16 protein-coding genes, 3 tRNA genes and 1 pseudogene are annotated in these 18,831 nt (G+C 57.6%); 2 read left to right on the top strand and 18 right to left on the bottom strand.

Translation table 11 applies throughout. The features are described 5' to 3' along the window. Positions 1-68: 68 nt before the first annotated feature. Positions 69-1,322 (bottom strand): annotated as a pseudogene (locus BJ917_RS24110) (DUF1631 family protein); the annotation flags it as partial. Between the two features lie 240 nt (positions 1,323-1,562). Between BJ917_RS24110 and nadC the strand changes: the two are divergent. Further along, a complete protein-coding gene (gene nadC, locus BJ917_RS24105) occupies positions 1,563-2,411 on the top strand; it encodes a carboxylating nicotinate-nucleotide diphosphorylase (protein ID WP_096513503.1) in 849 nt (282 codons plus the stop codon). A 51-nt stretch (positions 2,412-2,462) separates the two neighbouring features. Here the strand turns inward: nadC and BJ917_RS24100 are convergent, their stop codons facing one another. The 17 genes from BJ917_RS24100 to rlmE form a co-directional block, all read right to left on the bottom strand. After that, a complete protein-coding gene (locus BJ917_RS24100; RefSeq protein WP_096513504.1) occupies positions 2,463-2,768 on the bottom strand; it encodes a DUF6388 family protein in 306 nt (101 codons plus the stop codon). A 134-nt stretch (positions 2,769-2,902) separates the two neighbouring features. Further along, positions 2,903-2,978, bottom strand: a tRNA-Thr gene (locus BJ917_RS24095). A 139-nt stretch (positions 2,979-3,117) separates the two neighbouring features. Further along, positions 3,118-5,223 (bottom strand): polyribonucleotide nucleotidyltransferase, encoded by a 2,106-nt coding sequence (gene pnp, locus BJ917_RS24090; RefSeq protein WP_121104932.1) that lies wholly within the window; start codon positions 5,221-5,223, stop codon positions 3,118-3,120. Positions 5,224-5,430: 207 nt separating this feature from the next. Continuing rightward, entirely contained in the window at positions 5,431-5,700 is a 270-nt protein-coding gene (gene rpsO, locus BJ917_RS24085; protein ID WP_002555121.1) for a 30S ribosomal protein S15, read from the bottom strand. Positions 5,701-5,817: 117 nt separating this feature from the next. Then, a complete protein-coding gene (gene truB, locus BJ917_RS24080; protein ID WP_096513506.1) occupies positions 5,818-6,735 on the bottom strand; it encodes a tRNA pseudouridine(55) synthase TruB in 918 nt (305 codons plus the stop codon). A gap of 3 nt (positions 6,736-6,738) precedes the next feature. Continuing rightward, on the bottom strand, positions 6,739-7,140 hold the full coding sequence (rbfA, locus tag BJ917_RS24075; RefSeq protein ID WP_008149016.1) for a 30S ribosome-binding factor RbfA: 402 nt from the start codon (positions 7,138-7,140) through the stop codon (positions 6,739-6,741). A 159-nt stretch (positions 7,141-7,299) separates the two neighbouring features. Continuing rightward, positions 7,300-9,819: a translation initiation factor IF-2 gene (infB, locus tag BJ917_RS24070; protein WP_096513507.1), complete on the bottom strand. Its 2,520-nt coding sequence runs from the start codon at positions 9,817-9,819 to the stop codon at positions 7,300-7,302. A 27-nt stretch (positions 9,820-9,846) separates the two neighbouring features. Then, the gene (gene nusA / locus BJ917_RS24065; RefSeq protein WP_096513508.1) at positions 9,847-11,328 is read right to left on the bottom strand and encodes a transcription termination factor NusA; all 1,482 of its coding nucleotides are present in this window, start codon (positions 11,326-11,328) and stop codon (positions 9,847-9,849) included. A 47-nt stretch (positions 11,329-11,375) separates the two neighbouring features. Next, complete coding sequence (gene rimP / locus BJ917_RS24060) at positions 11,376-11,834, bottom strand: ribosome maturation factor RimP (protein ID WP_007915250.1); 459 nt, start codon at positions 11,832-11,834, stop codon at positions 11,376-11,378. Between the two features lie 138 nt (positions 11,835-11,972). Then, positions 11,973-12,049 (bottom strand) — tRNA-Met (locus tag BJ917_RS24055). A 97-nt stretch (positions 12,050-12,146) separates the two neighbouring features. Then, positions 12,147-12,232 (bottom strand) — tRNA-Leu (locus BJ917_RS24050). A 22-nt stretch (positions 12,233-12,254) separates the two neighbouring features. Beyond that, on the bottom strand, positions 12,255-12,638 hold the full coding sequence (gene secG, locus BJ917_RS24045; RefSeq protein ID WP_017336473.1) for a preprotein translocase subunit SecG: 384 nt from the start codon (positions 12,636-12,638) through the stop codon (positions 12,255-12,257). A gap of 4 nt (positions 12,639-12,642) precedes the next feature. Beyond that, the gene (gene tpiA, locus BJ917_RS24040; RefSeq protein WP_121104930.1) at positions 12,643-13,398 is read right to left on the bottom strand and encodes a triose-phosphate isomerase; all 756 of its coding nucleotides are present in this window, start codon (positions 13,396-13,398) and stop codon (positions 12,643-12,645) included. Positions 13,399-13,464: 66 nt separating this feature from the next. Beyond that, the gene (glmM, locus tag BJ917_RS24035) at positions 13,465-14,802 is read right to left on the bottom strand and encodes a phosphoglucosamine mutase (protein ID WP_096513510.1); all 1,338 of its coding nucleotides are present in this window, start codon (positions 14,800-14,802) and stop codon (positions 13,465-13,467) included. Positions 14,803-14,818: 16 nt separating this feature from the next. Then, the gene (gene folP / locus BJ917_RS24030; protein WP_121104928.1) at positions 14,819-15,670 is read right to left on the bottom strand and encodes a dihydropteroate synthase; all 852 of its coding nucleotides are present in this window, start codon (positions 15,668-15,670) and stop codon (positions 14,819-14,821) included. Between the two features lie 8 nt (positions 15,671-15,678). Then, entirely contained in the window at positions 15,679-17,589 is a 1,911-nt protein-coding gene (ftsH, locus tag BJ917_RS24025; RefSeq protein WP_096513512.1) for an ATP-dependent zinc metalloprotease FtsH, read from the bottom strand. A 201-nt stretch (positions 17,590-17,790) separates the two neighbouring features. Continuing rightward, the gene (gene rlmE, locus BJ917_RS24020) at positions 17,791-18,420 is read right to left on the bottom strand and encodes a 23S rRNA (uridine(2552)-2'-O)-methyltransferase RlmE (RefSeq protein WP_096513513.1); all 630 of its coding nucleotides are present in this window, start codon (positions 18,418-18,420) and stop codon (positions 17,791-17,793) included. Between the two features lie 101 nt (positions 18,421-18,521). On the opposite strand from rlmE, the gene BJ917_RS24015 reads away from it, so the two are divergent. Further along, entirely contained in the window at positions 18,522-18,830 is a 309-nt protein-coding gene (locus tag BJ917_RS24015; protein ID WP_007942889.1) for a YhbY family RNA-binding protein, read from the top strand. The last annotated feature ends 1 nt before the right edge of the window (position 18,831 follow it).

The following is an 18,831-nucleotide window of genomic DNA, read 5'->3' as shown; positions in this document are numbered from 1 at the left end:
CTGTGTTGGTGCCCAGTATGCCGCGATAGCCCCTCCAGACGCGATCACTTGCCGCGATTGAGGCGGAACGGGCCATCGTCAGCGCACGGCAAAACGACTTCTTCCAGCACTTCGACCATCGCCGGGTTTGCATGGGTGCTTTGCGGGTCAGGCTCAAACAACTGAAGGTGCAAACCCTCCAGTTCGGTGAAAAATTCGCTGGCGGTAAACGGATCGAATGCCGAGCCACGCAATCCCTCGCGCAACCCTTTGAGCAAGTCCGGTACCAGCACCAACAAGCGTGAGCGTGCGTCAGGCTCCTCATGGCGCTGGACGCTCCAGATCAACTGTTCCATCGTCTGCACAGCGACATGCCATTGCGTCGACTGATCGCCATGTTTGAGAAAGGCCAGCAGCAACACTTTGCTCCAGGCCTCGTGAACGAACACCACCACGCTTCGCGGCAAGACCTTGCCGATCAGTGCCTGGTTTAACACCCATTCGACACGGCGACGGGCCATTGCGGTTTGGGCACGGCTTTCCTCGACATCATGTGTCCGTTGTTCCAACCATTCACTACGACGACGTTCAAGCGAGTCAGGCTCGATCAGGTCACTGGCGAGCCTATCCACTATCCGACATGCCCGAGCGGGCTGGAGGCCGTTCAGTACACCGGTGGCGATCAGCAGTTGGTTGGCTTGTGCGTATAGCTGATCGGTCCCGCTCAGCACATAGCGGTCAAACAGCTTGAGAAGGATCAGCTTGACCTTGATCTCCACTCCCAGGTTACGCCAGGCCTGCAAGAAAAACGCGCAGAGCAGGGTCGGCCCCATGGGATTGTGCTGCTCCATCAGCGACCTGCCCAGCAGGGTACTGAGACGGGCAGTGAGCTGGTCGAGGGCCAGGCCGTCGCGATCCAACACTTTATTGACCATCGCCTCCACCGCTACATCACGTTCCCATTCGTCACTGAGCAACGGGATGCCCGCCCCGGCGGACGATGCCTGAGGCAATACCCTGTGCGTGGCGCTGTATTGAGTGAGGCTAATGAACGCTTCGAAGAATTGTTCGAAAAAGAACCGCTCGATGCTTTTGCGCTTCAGACGCAGGTCCCGCATCGCCTGGAAGAAAACATTCTGCTCGACGTCATTGCGAGCCCGGTCAGCCATTTCGAAGAGGGTGTCATCGGCATTGTCGAAGAGTTCCTGCAAACCTTGCCGCAGTTGTTGCACAGCTTTGTCGCGAACCTGAAGCAGAATCATGGGCAGGCGGGCGAGCGACGAGCGAGTCGCATGATCGGTAGTCGCCTTGCGCAAAGGCACTACATTCCCGTCGTTGTACATCCGGCCTCCTGAAACGGCGATTCCTCGATTCGTCAAAGTCATGACGTCAATTGCAAGGCGAATTATCTTGCAAAGGCCCCTCTTGTGCCAGAAGACTCTGAACCCGCGTTCGCACAGGCGCCGGCTGGCTCGCGGGAATCGACCAAATGCAGGCTACAGGATGCCAGGAACATCGCGGATGCCTTGGGTTGCCTCCCGCCATGGCCCTATAATCGAGCCACTTTGTTTGTGGAGCCCGTTATGCCGAATCTACGTCTCGCCGATTTGACCGCCGAAATCGAAGCCAACGTGCGCCGTGCGTTGCTCGAAGACGTCGGCAGTGGCGACATCACTGCGCAATTGATCCCGACCGAACGCCTGGCCAAAGCCACCATCATTACCCGCGACGCCGCCGTCATCTGCGGTACGGCCTGGGTGGATACCGTGTTTCGGCAACTGGACCCGCGAGTAGCGGTGCACTGGCAGGTCGCCGATGGGGAACGGGTCAAGCCCAATCAAGTGCTGTTCCACCTCGAAGGTCCCGCTCGCTCGCTGCTGACCGGTGAACGCAGTGCACTGAACTTCCTGCAACTGTTGTCCGGCGTGGCCACTCGCGCGCAGTACCTGGCAGACTTCGTGGCCCAGACTCAGGTGAAATTGCTCGACACCCGCAAGACCCTGCCAGGGCTGCGCCTGGCGCAAAAGTACGCGGTGACCTGTGGCGGCTGCCACAACCACCGCATCGGCCTGTATGACGCCTTCCTGATCAAGGAAAACCATATCGCCGCTTGCGGAGGGATCTCCCAGGCTATCGCGGCTGCACACAAAATCGCACCGGGCAAACCGGTGGAGATCGAAGTGGAAAGCCTGGCCGAGCTCAAAGAGGCCTTGGCGGCCGGCGCCGATATCATCATGCTCGACGAATTGAGCCTGGATGATATGCGCGAAGCCGTACGCCTGAACGGCGGCAAGGCAAAACTGGAGGCCAGTGGCGGGATCAACGAAAGTACGTTGCTGCCGATCGCCGAAACCGGTGTGGATTACATTTCGATTGGTGCGATGACCAAGGACGTGAAAGCTGTCGACTTGTCGATGCGCTTGAGTCTCTGAGATCAGCGCGCAATAAAAAACGCCAGCCTCGATAAGGCTGGCGTTTTTGCATCAGACCACCAGATTGTTCATCTCGCAGTACTCTTCCCACTCGACGCCCAACACCTCGGCCGCTTCCTTGTGCAGCTTCAGGCGCTCGGCCTCGTATTCTTCCGGGCTCGAGGTGTACTTGAGCGTCAGTTCCCACGGCTGCAAGCCCTGGGCTTCTGCTTCATCCTCAAACGCCCACTGGATCTGGTCCTTCTGATCATCGGCTGGCAAGTCCTTGATCTCGTCCATCAATTCAGGCGCGTCCAGCACATACTTCCTGAGGGCTTCTTCGTGTCTGGCTTCTTGAGTCAATTCTTTAACGGTCATGGCGTTCTCGCTGATCTGGGGAATGGAAGATGGATCTGGATCATCAAGGATCTCTCTGACGCAAAAAAACCGATTGAAGCCCGGCTTTTCTGGCCTTCAGAACCATTCGGGATCATCTGAAAACAGAGTGTCGCTGGTGCCCGAGACAGGAATCGAACCTGCGACCTTCGCGTTACGAGTGCGCTGCTCTACCGACTGAGCTACACGGGCAGTGGGCTAAACCTAGCATCGCCAAGCCCTACCGGCAACTTCGTCCACCGTTTCGTTTTTCCGCAGGCAAAAAAAGGCCCCACAGTTTTCACTGCAGGGCCTTTTTTACAACGTTGGAACAGTCAGGCTTGAGGGCAGATTAAACGCCCGAAGCCTTGGCTGCGGCTACGTCTTTGATGGACAGCTTGATACGGCCGCGGTTGTCCACGTCCAGTACCAGTACTTCCACTTCCTGGCCTTCTTTCAGGATGTCGGTCACTTTCTCAACGCGAGCGTCGCTCAGCATCGAGATGTGAACCAGACCGTCCTTGCCAGGCAGGATGTTAACGAATGCGCCGAAGTCGACGATGCGCTCAACCTTACCGACGTAGATCTTGCCGATCTCGGCCTCGGCGGTGATGCCCAGAACGCGCTGACGTGCAGCTTCAGCCGCTTCCTTGGTTTCGCCGAAGATCTTGATCGAACCGTCGTCTTCGATGTCGATCGAAGCCTTGGTTTCTTCGCAGATCGCACGAATGGTCGCGCCGCCTTTACCGATGACATCACGGATTTTGTCGGTGTCGATTTTCATCGCGATCATGGTCGGTGCGTTGGCCGACAGTTCGGTACGCGACTGGCCAATGATCTGGTTCATCTGACCGAGGATGTTCAGGCGCGCTTCCAGGGCTTGGCCCAGAGCGATTTCCATGATTTCTTCGGTGATGCCCTTGATCTTGATGTCCATCTGCAGCGCGGTCACACCCTTGGCGGTACCGGCTACCTTGAAGTCCATGTCGCCCAGGTGGTCTTCGTCGCCCAGGATGTCGGTCAGGACAGCGAATTTCTCGCCTTCTTTAACCAGGCCCATGGCGATACCGGCAACCGGTGCCTTCATTGGCACACCAGCGTCCATCAGCGCCAGGGAAGCACCGCAAACGGAAGCCATGGAGCTCGAACCGTTGGATTCGGTGATTTCCGATACAACGCGAATGGTGTACGGGAACACGTCAGCGGCCGGCAGCATGGCCTGAACCGAACGACGGGCCAGACGGCCGTGACCGATTTCGCGGCGACCAGCGCCACCCATGCGACCACACTCGCCCACCGAGAACGGAGGGAAGTTGTAGTGCAGCATGAACGGGTCTTTTTTCTCGCCTTCCAGGGTGTCCAGCAGCTGTGCGTCACGGGCGGTGCCGAGAGTCGCGACTACCAGAGCCTGGGTTTCACCACGGGTGAACAGTGCCGAACCGTGGGTCTTCGGCAGAACGCCGACTTCGATGTTCAGCGGACGTACGGTGCGGGTGTCGCGACCGTCGATACGTGGCTTGCCGTTAACGATGTTTTCGCGAACGGTGCGGTATTCGATTTCACCGAAAGCCGCTTTAACGTCGCTGGCGGAAGGCTGGCCTTCTTCACCGGACAGCTTGGCAACGACCTGATCCTTCAACTCGCCCAGGCGAGCGTAACGGTCGGCCTTGACGGTGATGGTGTAGGCCTGGGAGATCGCTTCGCCGAACTCGGAGCGGATAGCGCCCAGCAGTTCGGTGGCTTCGGCTTGCGGAGCCCAGGTCCAGGTTGGTTTTGCAGCTTCGGCGGCCAGCTCTTTGACGGCCTGGATAACAGCCTGGAACTCGTCGTGAGCGAACAGTACGGCGCCCAGCATCTGGTCTTCGGTCAGCTCTTTGGCTTCCGATTCAACCATCAAAACGGCTTCCGAAGTACCGGCAACGACCATGTCCAGGCTCGAAGCAGCCAGTTGCTCATAAGTCGGGTTCAGCAGGTAGCCGGTGCTTTCGTGGAAGGCAACGCGGGCAGCGCCGATCGGACCATCGAAAGGAATGCCGGAGATGGCCAGGGCAGCCGAGGTACCGATCATCGCAGCGATGTCCGGATCGGTCTTCTTGCTGGTGGAAACGACGGTGCAGACAACCTGCACTTCGTTCATGAAGCCTTCAGGGAACAGCGGACGGATCGGACGGTCGATCAGTCGGGAAGTCAGGGTTTCTTTCTCGGAAGGACGGCCTTCACGCTTGAAGAAACCGCCAGGGATCTTACCGGCAGCGTAAGTCTTTTCCTGGTAGTGAACAGACAGAGGGAAGAAACCCTTGCCCGGATCGGCTTGTTTGGCACCGACTACGGTCACCAATACGCTGACGTCGTCGTCAACGGTGACCAATACTGCGCCGGAGGCCTGACGGGCGATACGGCCAGTCTCGAGGGTAACGGTCGACTGACCGAACTGGAATTTTTTGATTACCGGGTTCACGGTGTCCTACCTTCTTTTGTGGCTCTTGGGGAAACGGGTTTCTTGCGAAATTCTTGGGCAATGCCGGGAATCGGCCCGGTCGGTTTGTCCAGGTGTCACTCAGGTAAAGCAGAAAGCCAGATAAAACTTGAGGCTGGGAGCCTGCCATGCGCCGGCGGGAAACCCGCTGACGCACGACAGACAACCAACCTCTAGCGCAATCGCTTATTAGCGACGCAGACCCAGGCGACCGATCAGAGCGCTGTAACGGCTCACGTCTTTGCCTTTCAGGTAGTCCAGCAGCTTACGACGCTGGTTAACCATGCGGATCAGACCACGACGGGAGTGGTGATCTTTACCGTTGGCCTTGAAGTGACCTTGCAGTTTGTTGATGTTGGCGGTCAGCAGTGCAACTTGCACTTCTGGCGAACCAGTATCACCAACAGCTTGCTGGTAGTCGGTAACGATTTGAGCTTTTTCTTCAACGCTGAGAGCCATGAGGCAATCCTTTTATCAGGAAACTGTTTCAAAGAAACAGCTTCAACAGGCCAGGGACAAATCCCCGTATCTAAAAATGAGTAGTGACCGTGCCTGTTAACAGCCACCCTCGTTCGGTCATTCTGACCGAATCAGTCGACGTGGCGCGATACGCCCGTCTTCGCTCACTTCACCGATACCGATGAAGCGACCATTGTGATCCTGTACCCGTACCATGCCGAACTTCGGTGCATCCGGGGCGCGTACCGGCTGGCCGTTGAGCCAGTAGAACGCGCTCGCTTCCGAGAACTGCAGCAGCGGCCAATCCAGCAGGCCGCTGTCCGATGGCATCAGGAAGCGATCGACCGCTTCATTGCCACCTTCGGCATGTACCGCTTCCAGCTCTTCCAGGGTGACGGTCTGCGCCAGCGTGAAAGGCCCGGCCTGGGTACGTCGCAGTTCCGCGACATAAGCGCCACAACCGAGTTGCTCACCGATATCCTCCACCAGCGTGCGGATATAGGTGCCTTTGCTGCAATCCACCGCAAGCCGCGCAGTATCACCTTCGAAGGCCAGCAATTCCAAGCGCGTAATAGTAACAGAACGCGGTTCGCGCTCCACTACTTCGCCTGCGCGAGCCAACTTGTACAGCGGCTGGCCATCACGCTTGAGGGCAGAGTACATCGGCGGTATCTGATTGATTTGCCCACGAAAATTCGGCAGTACAGCCTCGATATCGGCGCGACCAACGGTCACCGGGCGCTCCTGCAAAACTTCGCCCTCGGCATCCGCCGTGGTGGTGGTTTTGCCCAGTTGAGCCAGGGTTTCGTAACCCTTGTCGGAATCGAGCAGGTATTGCGAAAACTTGGTGGCTTCACCGAAGCACAACGGCAACACACCGGTGGCCAGCGGATCGAGACTGCCGGTATGTCCAGCCTTCTCGGCGTTCAGCAGCCAGCGGACCTTTTGCAAGGCCGCGTTGGAGGTGAACCCAAGCGGCTTGTCGAGCAGGATGATACCGCTGACGTTACGACGGATACGTTTGACCTGAGCCACCGATTACTCCTTGGTGTCTTCGGCTTCTGCCGCAACCGGATGCTGATTGTCTTCCGCTACTGCGCGCTCGATCAGTGCCGACAGATGCGCACCGCGCACGACGCTTTCGTCGTAGTGGAAGTGCAACTGCGGGACGCTACGCAGCTTCATCTCGCGAGCCAACTGCATGCGCAGGAAGCCGGCGGCGGAATTGAGCACCTTGATGCTTTGCGCGATATCTTCGGCGTTGTCCTGCCCCATCACGGTAATGAAAATCTTGGCGTGACCGACGTCACGGCTGACTTCCACTGCGGTAATGGTGACCAGGCCGACGCGCGGGTCTTTGACTTCACGACGGATCAGCTGTGCCAGCTCACGCTGCATCTGATCGCCGATACGTTGGGTACGGCTGTATTCTTTTGCCATGTCTTGTTACCTGTTACTGCCCCACGGTGAAACCCGAAGGGTCTGAAAGCGGCAAACGCCCGGCCTGACAAAAGCCAGACCGGGCGTTGCGTTTAGAGTCCTGACGCTGTGCCGCGCATCTGCATGCAGCGGCTCATCGTGGCCCTTGAAGTACGCGAATTAGAGGCTGCGAGCAACCTGCACCTTCTCGAAGACTTCGATCTTGTCACCGACTTTGACGTCGTTGTAGCTCTTCACGCCGATACCGCATTCCATGCCGGCACGCACTTCGGAAGCGTCATCCTTGAAGCGGCGCAGGGATTCCAGCTCGCCTTCGAAGATAACGATGTCTTCACGCAGTACACGGATTGGACGGTTACGGTGCACAACACCTTCGATAACCATGCAACCGGCGATCGCGCCAAACTTAGGCGAACGGAACACGTCACGCACTTCGGCGATACCCAGGATGTTCTCGCGAACATCGCTGCCGAGCATACCGGTCAACGCTTTCTTGACGTCTTCGATGATGTCGTAGATCACGTTGTAGTAACGCATATCCAGGCCTTCCTGCTCGACAATCTTGCGAGCGCCGGCATCGGCACGCACGTTGAAGCCGAACAGTACAGCGTTGGAGGCCAGTGCCAGGTTGGCGTCGGACTCGGTGATACCACCGACACCGCCACCGACAACACGCACTTGCACTTCGTCGTTACCCAGGCCGTTCAAGGCACCGTTCAACGCTTCCAGCGAACCACGGACGTCGGATTTGAGGACGATGTTGAGCGTCTTCTTCTCTTCCTGGCCCATGCTTTCGAAGATGTTTTCCAGCTTGCCTGCGTGAGCACGAGCCAGTTTGACTTCGCGGAACTTGCCTTGACGGAACAGAGCCACTTCACGGGCTTTCTTCTCGTCGGCCACAACGCTCATCTCGTCGCCAGCGTCCGGAGTACCGTCCAGGCCGAGGATCTCGACAGGGATGGCTGGACCGGCTTCCTTAATGGCTTTGCCGTTCTCGTCGAGCATGGCGCGAACGCGACCGTAGTTCGAACCGACCAGGACCATGTCGCCCTGGCGCAGAGTACCGTCTTGAACCAGAACGGTAGCCACCGGGCCGCGGCCCTTGTCCAGACGGGATTCGACGACAACACCACGGCCAGGAGCCGATGGGGTAGCGGTCAGTTCCAGAACCTCGGCTTGCAGCAATACGGCTTCGAGCAATTCGTCGACACCGGTACCCATCTTCGCCGAAACCGGTACGAATGGAGTGTCACCGCCCCACTCTTCCGACGTCACGCCGTGTACCGACAGTTCGCTACGGATGCGATCGAGATCGGCGCCCGGCTTGTCGATCTTGTTCACAGCAACCACCAGCGGCACGCCAGCAGCCTGAGCGTGCTGAACAGCTTCGATGGTTTGCGGCATTACGCCGTCGTCCGCTGCAACCACCAGGATCACGATGTCGGTCGCCTTGGCACCACGGGCACGCATGGCGGTAAACGCGGCGTGGCCAGGGGTGTCGAGGAACGTCACCATGCCACGGTCGGTTTCAACGTGGTATGCACCGATGTGCTGGGTAATGCCGCCGGCTTCGCCAGCCGCTACCTTGGCACGACGGATGTAGTCGAGCAGGGAAGTCTTACCGTGGTCAACGTGGCCCATTACGGTCACGACCGGCGCACGGGCAACGGCCTCGCCTTCAAACTTCAGGGACTCGGCCAGGGAATCTTCCAGGGCGGTGTCGCTGACCAGGGTCACTTTGTGGCCCAGTTCTTCAGCAACCAGTTGGGCAGTTTCCTGATCCAGTACCTGGTTGATGGTCGCTGGAGTACCCAGTTTGAACATGAACTTGATGATTTCAGCAGCCTTGACCGACATCTGCTGGGCCAGATCGCCCACAGTGATGGTCTCGCCGATCTTCACTTCGCGCACGACAGGGCCGGTTGGGCTCTGGAAACCGTGGGCGTTGCGCTTCTTCAGCTTGGCCTTGCCGCGACCACCACGACGGAAGCCATCGCTTTCTTCGTCGGTAGTACGTGGGGCAACGCGTGGAGCCGGCGCTTTTTCCTTGACCGAAGCACGATGCGGAGCGTTTTTGCGCTCGCCATCGCCACCACCACGACGATTGTTATCGTCGGCACGTGGTTTGTCCGGACGGCGTGGTTCGTCACGCTTGCGGGTATCGGCAACCGGTGCGACAGCCACGACCGGCGCGCTTTCACGCACAGGCTCGGCCACTGCAACAGGTGCGGCAACAGGTTCGGCCGGAGCGGTCGGCGCAGCAGCAGGCTGGCGACGCGCTTCTTCTTCGGCGCGACGCTTGGCTTCTTCTTCAGCCTTCTGACGAGCAGCATTTTCTACTGCGCGACGCTCTTCCAGTTCACGCTTGCGCTCGGCTTCGATTTCTTCCGGGCTGCGCTGTACGAAGACTTTCTTCTTGCGTACTTCAACACTGATGCTTTTGCTGCCAGCAACCCGCAGGGTGCTGGTGGTTTTACGCTGCAGCGTGATCTTGCGTGGTTCTTCCACTTTCGCCTTGTGGCTGCTTTTCAAGTGAGTCAGCAAGGATTGCTTCTCACTGTCAGTCACACTTTCTTCGGCGGCGGTGTGCGGCAGACCTGCCTCACGCATCTGCTGCAACAGGCGCTCTACCGGTGTTTTGACCTCATCGGCCAGTTGTTTCACCGTGACTTGCGTCATGCACTTCTCTCCTCAGGCCGCGCCTAATTACTCGAACCAGTGGGCTCGGGCGGCCATGATCAACTTGCCGGCACGATCATCGTCAATGCCGTCGATGTCGAGCAGATCGTCAATAGACTGCTCGGCCAGGTCTTCGCGGGTAATTACGCCGCGCACCGCCAGTTCCATCGCCAAATCCTTGTCCATACCCTCAAGCGAGAGCAGGTCTTCGGCCGGATGGGCGTCTGCCAGCTTTTCCTCAGTAGCGATGGCTTTGGTCAACAAACGATCCTTGGCACGAGCGCGAAGCTCGTTGACGATATCTTCGTCAAAGCCGTCGATGTTGAGCATTTCTTCCAACGGTACGTAGGCAATCTCTTCCAGGCTGGTGAAGCCTTCATCAACCAGCACCTGCGCCAGCTCTTCGTCGACTTCCAGCTCGTCGATGAAGTTGCGCAGGATGTCGCCGGTTTCTGCTTGCTGCTTAGCCTGGATGTCCGATTCGGTCATCACGTTCAGGGTCCAGCCAGTCAACTGGCTGGCCAGACGCACGTTCTGACCACCGCGACCGATGGCCTGAGCCAGATTGTCTGCGCCGACGGCGATGTCCATGGCATGGGCATCTTCGTCAACGATAATTGCCGCAACCTCGGCCGGGGACATGGCGTTGATCACGAACTGAGCCGGATTGTCGTCCCACAGGACGATATCGACACGCTCACCACCCAACTCACCAGACACTGCCTGGACGCGCGAGCCGCGCATACCGATGCAAGCGCCCTGCGGGTCGATGCGTTTGTCCTTGGAGCGAACGGCGATCTTGGCGCGCGAACCCGGGTCACGGGACGCAGCCATGACTTCGATCAGGCCTTCAGCGATTTCCGGCACTTCGATGCGGAACAACTCGATCAGCATTTCCGGCGCGGTACGCGACAGGATCAACTGCGGGCCGCGGTTCTCGGTGCGGATTTCCTTGAGCAGTGCACGCAGGCGCACGCCAACCCGGAAGGTTTCGCGAGAAATGATGTCTTCACGAGCCAGCAACGCTTCGGCGTTGTTACCCAGATCAACGATCACGTTGTCGCGGGTCACTTTCTTCACGGTGCCGGAGATGATTTCACCCAGGCGCTCGCGGTAAGCGTCAACAACCTGAGCGCGCTCGGCTTCACGAACTTTCTGCACAATGACTTGCTTGGCAGTCTGTGCCGCGATACGACCGAACTCGATGGACTCGATTTTTTCTTCAACGACGTCGCCGACCTTGGCGCCAGGGTGCGTTTCCGCGACCTTGCTCGGCCAGGTTTCGATGGCTGGATCGTCCAGGTCTGCCTCTTCGACGACCGTCCAGCGACGGAAAGTCTCGTAGGCACCAGTGTGGCGATTGATTTCCACACGCAGATCAACTTCGTCCTCGAAGCGCTTTTTGGTAGCAGTGGCCAGAGCCAGCTCCAACGCTTCAAAAATCACGCTTGCCGGTACACCCTTTTCATTGGATACCGACTCAACAACCAGCAGTACTTCTTTGCTCATCGTACGCCTCGCCTTTCGCAAGCCATTGGATCCGCGGGATCCGCGTCTCAGTCAAAACTGGGAATAATGTTGGCCTTGTCGATCATATCGATCGGCAACAGGAATTCATGGTCATCTACCTGCACCACGACATCCTGCTCTTCTACACCGCGCAGAAGGCCCTGAAAGTTGCGTCGTCCTTCAAAAGGCGAGCGCAGCTTGATCTTCACTTGTTCACCGGCAAATTTTGCAAACTGCTCAAGAGTGAACAGCGGGCGTTCCATGCCAGGCGAGGAAACTTCAAGGGTGTATTCAACGGAGATTGGATCTTCAACATCCAGGACGCCGCTGATCTGACGGCTTACGATGGCGCAATCGTCCACCAGTACACCGCCCTCTTTATCGATATAAACGCGCAACATTGAGTGACGACCTTGAGCCGAAAACTCAATACCCCAGCATTCATAGCCTAGGGCCACGACCACCGGGGCCAGCAAGGCCTGCAACTCTTCTAGCTTGCTCGACACCTGAACCCCCTAGTGCATGTATGTGCATGCTATGCAAAATAAAAAAATGGGCGAAGCGCCCATCCTTGAAACGCCGTCGAACAGCGGCGTTGAAAGTGTCCAGCTAACAAAAAGCCCCTTAAAAGGGGCTCCTTAAACTGGTTGCGGGGGCCGGATTTGAACCGACGACCTTCGGGTTATGAGCCCGACGAGCTACCAGACTGCTCCACCCCGCGACAAAGCTGGGGCGGAAGTATACGACCGATCCCTAACAGGGTCAATGTAACCTTCCACCTGCAAGAAAGCCCGCAACAGCGGGCTCTCCTGACTAATTGGTACCGAGAAGGGGACTCGAACCCCTACACCCTATGGGCACAACCACCTCAAGGTTGCGTGTCTACCAATTCCACCACCTCGGCAATACTACGTTTGAAACCCTTCTTACTTCTGCTCTTGAGCTGGAGGCACGTCAGTCGCTGGAGTAGCCGACTTTTGCTCTTGAAGCACCGGGACATCATCAGAAGCCGGTTGTTGCTTTGGAACTTCCAACACCGCTGGGTTTGGGAGACCTACTTGAGTCAGCTGATGAGCCTTCTCTTTAGCAAAGTAACCTAACCCCAAGCTGGTTATAAAAAAACCTGCGGCAAGTATAGCAGTAAACTTACTAAGAAAGGTAGAGGAACCTTGGCTTCCGAACACAGTATTTGAAGCACCTGCTCCGAAAGACGCGCCAGCATCCGCACCCTTACCCTGCTGCAGCAATACCAGAGCAACTACGCCCAACGCACCCAGCAGATGAAAAACGACTACGACTGTTTCCAGCATTTTTTCAGTTTCCCGCGGCGCGACAAATCGCACCGAACTCATCTGCATTCAGGGAAGCCCCGCCAATGAGGCCCCCATCGATATCCGGCATGCCGAACAGTTCGACCGCATTGGCCGCCTTCACGCTGCCGCCGTATAGAAGCCGCACACCTTGTGCGACTTCAGAATTTTTTCCCGCCAACTGAGCGCGAATGGCTGCGTGCACATCCTGCGCCTGTTGCGGCGAAGCAGTCAGCCCGGTGCCAATGGCCCAGACCGGCTCGTAAGCAATTACTGCATTTGCAAAAACATCGACACCCAATGCCTCGATGACGCTATCCAGCTGACGCCCGACAACCTCAAGTGTCTTCCCGGCTTCGCGTTGCTCAAGGGTCTCCCCTATGCACAGCACCGGAATCAAGCCGCACGCCTGTGCCGCTGCGAACTTGCGGATCAACATTCCGTCCTGCTCGCCCATAATCTGGCGGCGCTCGGAGTGCCCGACAAGCACCAGGGAACAACCTGCATCCACCAACTGACTCGGCGCGATCTCACCGGTCAACGCACCTTGCCCGGATTCCACCGCAGAATTCTGCGCGCCGACCGAAATCGACTTTCCTTTCACGCCATCAATCACTTGATTGACATGCAGAAAAGATGGGAATACCGCTACATCAACACCGCTCGGCAAGGCCAACTCTCGAAGGCCATCGATCAGCTCAGCGACGCTGGCGCGGGTACCGTGCATCTTCCAGTTACCAGCTACCATAGGGCGACGCATGCTGTACCTCGTCGGTCAAAGTGGGCGCAGATGTTACCCAACACAATCATGGCTGGCAAGCCGAATTCAGGCAGAAACTTCAGTAACCAGTTTTGCCAGCTCTTCGGCATAAGCGCGAACCTGCTTTTCGTCTTCACCTTCGACCATCACACGCACCAGCGGTTCTGTGCCGGACTTGCGCAACAGCACACGCCCGCGACCCTCCATGGCCTTGGTCACACGCTCACTGGCCTCCTTGACCGACGCATGCTCGAGAGGATTTGCACCGCCACCGAAGCGCACATTGATCAGCACCTGAGGGCACTTACGCAGCGCCTGGCGGGCCTGAGCCAGCCCTTCGGAACGCGTCTTCAGCGCCATCAGAACCTGCAAAGCCGCAATGATCGCATCACCGGTGGTAGTGTGATGGAAGCAAACGATATGCCCCGAATTCTCACCACCTACCAACCAGTTGCGTTCGATCAGATCCGCCATTACATAACGGTCGCCGACGTTGGCCCGCACAAATGGAATCGCAAGGTCCTTCAACGCCAACTCAAGACCCAGGTTACTCATCAACGTACCGACCACGCCGCCTTGCAGCTTGCCGTGCTCATGGAGATCGCGGGCAATGATAAACAGCAGGTCATCACCATCAACGATTGCACCGGTATGATCGACCATCAGTACGCGGTCACCATCGCCATCGAAAGCGATACCCATATCAGCGTGTTCAGCCAGCACGGCCGCCTGCAACTGCCCCATGTGGGTCGAGCCACAGTTCTCGTTAATGTTCAAACCGTTAGGCTGGGCGGACATGACCACGACTTCGGCGCCCAGCTCACGGAACACGCTAGGTGCGACTTTGTAGGTCGCACCATGGGCACAGTCGAGAACGATCTTCAGACCAGAGAAATTGGTACCGGTCGGCACGCTGCTCTTGCAGAACTCGATATAACGGCCGGACGCGTCGTTGATTCGCGAGACCTTGCCGATTTTGCTCGACTCGACCACGGTCATCGGCGTGTCCAGCAGCTCTTCGATCATCAGCTCCAGCTCATCCGGCAGCTTGGTGCCCTTGCCAGAGAAAAACTTGATGCCGTTATCATCATGCGGGTTGTGCGAGGCGCTGATCACAATACCGGCCTCAGCCTGGAACGTACGCGACAGATAGGCAATAGCCGGCGTCGGCATGGGGCCGAGCAGCATCACATCAGCACCCGCCGATGTCAGACCGGCTTCAAGCGCCGACTCAAACATATACCCGGAAATCCGGGTGTCCTTGCCGACCAGCACCTTGCAGGCACCCATCTTGCGGAACGCCATACCCGCAGCCCAGCCGAGCCTGAGCATGAAGTCAGGAGTAATCGGGTATTCGCCGACTCGACCACGAATGCCGTCAGTACCAAAATATTTTCTAGTCATAAGTGCTCCATCATTCTTATTCGGCTGAATCCACTGCGGCGATCATCTTCACCACATCGACTGTTTCGGCTACATCATGAACGCGCAATATGCGCGCACCCTTTTGCGAAGCCAGCGCCGCGAGGGCGAGCCCACCATACAGGCGCTCATCCACAGGGCGATTCAGTGCCTGACCTATCATGCTCTTGCGCGAAACCCCGACCAATAGGGGCCGCCCCAAGGCATGCAGAGCCTCCATATGCTTAAACAAGCTTAGATTGTGCTGCAAGGTTTTTGCGAAACCGAAACCTGGATCAAGAATGATTCGTTCAGCCGGAATCCCCACCAAGGCGCATTCAGCCATGCGTCCGGCAAGAAACTCGCCCACCTCTTTCGTAACGTCCTGATATTGCGGGTCATCCTGCATGTCACCCGGCTCACCGAGCATATGCATCAGACAGACCGGCAACCCCGTGGCTGCCGCAGCATCCAGCGCGCCATCGCGACGCAACGAACGAACATCGTTGATCAACCCGGCCCCCAGACGCGCGGTTTCGCGCATGACGGCTGGCGTGGAGGTATCGACCGATATGATCACATCAAGCTCGCGATGGATTCGCTCGACGATCGGAGCAACGCGCTCAAGCTCTTCCAGGGGCGAAACCGCCCTGGCGCCCGGACGCGTCGACTCACCCCCGACATCGATCAGCGTCGCTCCAGCCACCACCATGGCTTCGGCGTGGCGCAAGGCCGCATCGAGCTGGCTGTACTGACCGCCATCGGAGAAAGAATCGGGAGTGACATTGAGAATACCCATGACATGCGTCTGGGCCAAATCAAGAACCCGATTGCCACAAGGCAACCGGGTCGAGGACTGAACAGAAGTCATTTCAAACCTTAAACGTCAGCAGCCGGGCCGCCGATAGGTGTTTGTGGACGCTCATCCTGTACCGCCGGAGGCGTTCCAGAAGTACCGGCACCACCCGACCAGTCGCGAGGTTCACGAGGAGTGCGCCCCGCCATGATGTCGTCAATCTGCTCGGCGTCAATCGTCTCGTACTTCATCAGCGCATCAGCCATGGCGTCGAGCTTGTCACGGTTGTCCGTGAGGATCTGCTTCGCCGTGCCGTAGCACTGATCAATGATGCTGCGCACCTCGGAGTCGATCAGCTTCGCCGTCTCACCCGAGAAACTTGCATTCTGACCACCGCCGCCGCGACCGAGGAACACTTCGCCCTCTTCTTCGGCGTACATCAACGGACCGAGCTTCTCCGAAAGACCCCACTTGGTCACCATGTTCCGGGCAATCTGGCTGGCACGCATGATGTCGTTGGACGCACCGGTGGTGACACCGTCGAAGCCCAAGGTCATCTCTTCGGCGATACGGCCACCGTACAGCGAACAGATCTGGCTGATCAACGCACGCTTGGACAGGCTGTAGCGATCTTCTTCCGGCAGGAACATGGTCACGCCCAATGCCCGGCCGCGCGGGATGATCGATACTTTGTACACCGGATCATGTTCAGGTACGACCCGACCGACGATAGCGTGCCCCGCCTCGTGGTAAGCAGTGTTTTGCTTTTCTTTCTCGGACATGACCATGGATTTGCGCTCGGCGCCCATCATGATCTTGTCCTTGGCCAATTCGAACTCTTTCATTTCAACGATGCGCTTGCCGGCACGGGCGGCGAACAACGACGCCTCGTTCACCAGGTTGGCCAGGTCAGCACCGGAGAAGCCAGGAGTACCACGAGCGATCACTGCCGGAGCGACGTCGTCACCCATTGGCACTTTGCGCATGTGGACCTTGAGAATCTGTTCACGACCACGGATGTCCGGCAGACCGACCACAACCTGACGGTCGAAACGACCCGGACGCAGGAGCGCAGGGTCCAGTACGTCAGGACGGTTGGTCGCAGCGATCACGATGATGCCGTCATTCATTTCGAAGCCGTCCATCTCCACCAGCAACTGGTTGAGAGTCTGTTCGCGCTCGTCGTGACCGCCGCCCATGCCGGCGCCACGGTGGCGACCAACGGCGTCGATTTCATCGATGAAGATAATGCATGGCGCGTGCTTCTTCGCCTGTTCAAACATATCGCGAACACGGCTGGCCCCGACACCGACGAACATTTCAACGAAGTCGGAACCGGAAATGGTGAAGAACGGCACTTTGGCTTCGCCGGCAATGGCCTTGGCCAGCAAGGTCTTACCGGTACCCGGTGGCCCCACCATCAGCACGCCGCGAGGAATGCGACCGCCCAGGCGCTGGAACTTGCCCGGATCACGCAGGAACTCGACAAGCTCACCAACCTCTTCCTTGGCTTCGTCGCAACCGGCAACGTCAGCCAAAGTAGTCTTGACCTGATCTTCGGAGAGCAGGCGCGCCTTGCTCTTGCCGAAGCTCATCGGCCCGCCCTTGCCACCGGCACCGCCCTGCATTTGCCGCATGAAGAACATGAACACGGCAATGATCACCAGGATCGGGAAGCTCGCGACCAGGAGTTGAGTCCAGATGCTTTGCTGTTCAGGCTGCTTGCCTTCGACCACGACGTGGTTATCCACCAGATCGCCAATCAGGCCATTGTCCTGAATTGCCGGACGAATGGTCTTGAAACTGTCGCCATCGTTGCGCTTGCCGGTAATCACGTAGCCATCAACCGCCACGCGCTCGACCTTGCCATCCTTGACCTGCTGGATGAAGTCGGAATAGTTGAGGGTCTGCGGCTCGTTAGGGCTGGAGAAGTTGTTCATCACCGTCACCAGGACAGCCGCGATGATCAACCACAGGATCAGATTCTTTGCCATATCGTTCAATTAACTACCCTCTGAAGCAAGCTCCGCTAATGGCGCGCGCTTCGCATGATATTCACCGGCCTAACTTACTACATTACCTACAACTTGGCAGGCGCCGTCTGTAACCCTTTGTGAAACACTTCCTACACAATATTCGCTAATTCCCACAAGGCGAAATACGAAAAACCTATCGCCCCGCAAAAAAAACCCGCTTTATTCACTCCGGCCGCGGTAGCCCCAAGCCAGCATGTATTGCTCGCGGGAACTGCCACGGGAAGAGTCCGGCTTGATCATCTGGACCTTGTCGAATTTCTGACGAGCGTCCTTCACGTAAGCATCAAACCCTTCACCCTGAAAAACCTTGATCACGAAATTACCACCCGGCTTGAGTATCCGAGCAGCCAGATCAAGAGCCAGCTCGCAAAGAAACATGGCTTTTGGCATATCTACGGCAGGCGTACCACTCATATTGGGGGCCATATCGGAAATCACAAGGTCCACCTGCGAATTACCCACGGCCTCCAGGATCCGGGCGAGCACTTCGTCCTGGGTGAAGTCACCCTGGATGAAAGTCACGTCCGGAATGCTGTCCATTTCCAGGATGTCCGAGGCGATCAGACGCCCCTGACCACCGATCAGACGGCTAGTGACCTGCGACCAGCCACCGGGCGCCGCCCCCAGGTCGACAACGGTCATACCCGGACGGATCAGCTTGTATTTCTCCTGTACCTCCAGAAGCTTGTAACTCGCACGCGAGCGGTAGCCATCCTTCTGTGCCTGCTTCACATAGGGATCATTGACATGTCTTTTCAGCCAACCAAGGCTTGTCTTGGAACGCGCCATTGGGCACCTCGATAATAAGGGTCGTGATTAGTTGGGCGGATCCACGAACCCTCGGGTAAAATGGCCGCCATTTTACAGAATCCAGACGAAAGGGTCAGATTATGCCGCTCACTCAAGAGCAGAAGAAACAGTACAAATCCATTGGCCACCATCTGAAACCGGTTTTGATTGTGGCTGACAACGGTTTGACTGAAGGTGTGCTAGCCGAACTTGAACGCGCTTTGGCGGATCACGAGCTGATCAAGATCAAGCTCAACATCCTGGATCGCGAATCGCGCCTGGCGTCCATTGCAGAACTGTGCAAGGTCGGCAAAGCGGATCTGGTTCAGGTCATCGGCAAGATGGCACTGATTTACCGCAAAAACTTCAGCGTCAACAAGCAGCTGTCGAACGTCCATCGCTTCAAGTGAT

It is taken from the genome of Pseudomonas sp. WPR_5_2, from assembly GCF_003634475.1.
GTDB lineage: Bacteria > Pseudomonadota > Gammaproteobacteria > Pseudomonadales > Pseudomonadaceae > Aquipseudomonas > Aquipseudomonas izuensis.
This window is presented reverse-complemented; position numbering and strand designations above follow the sequence as displayed.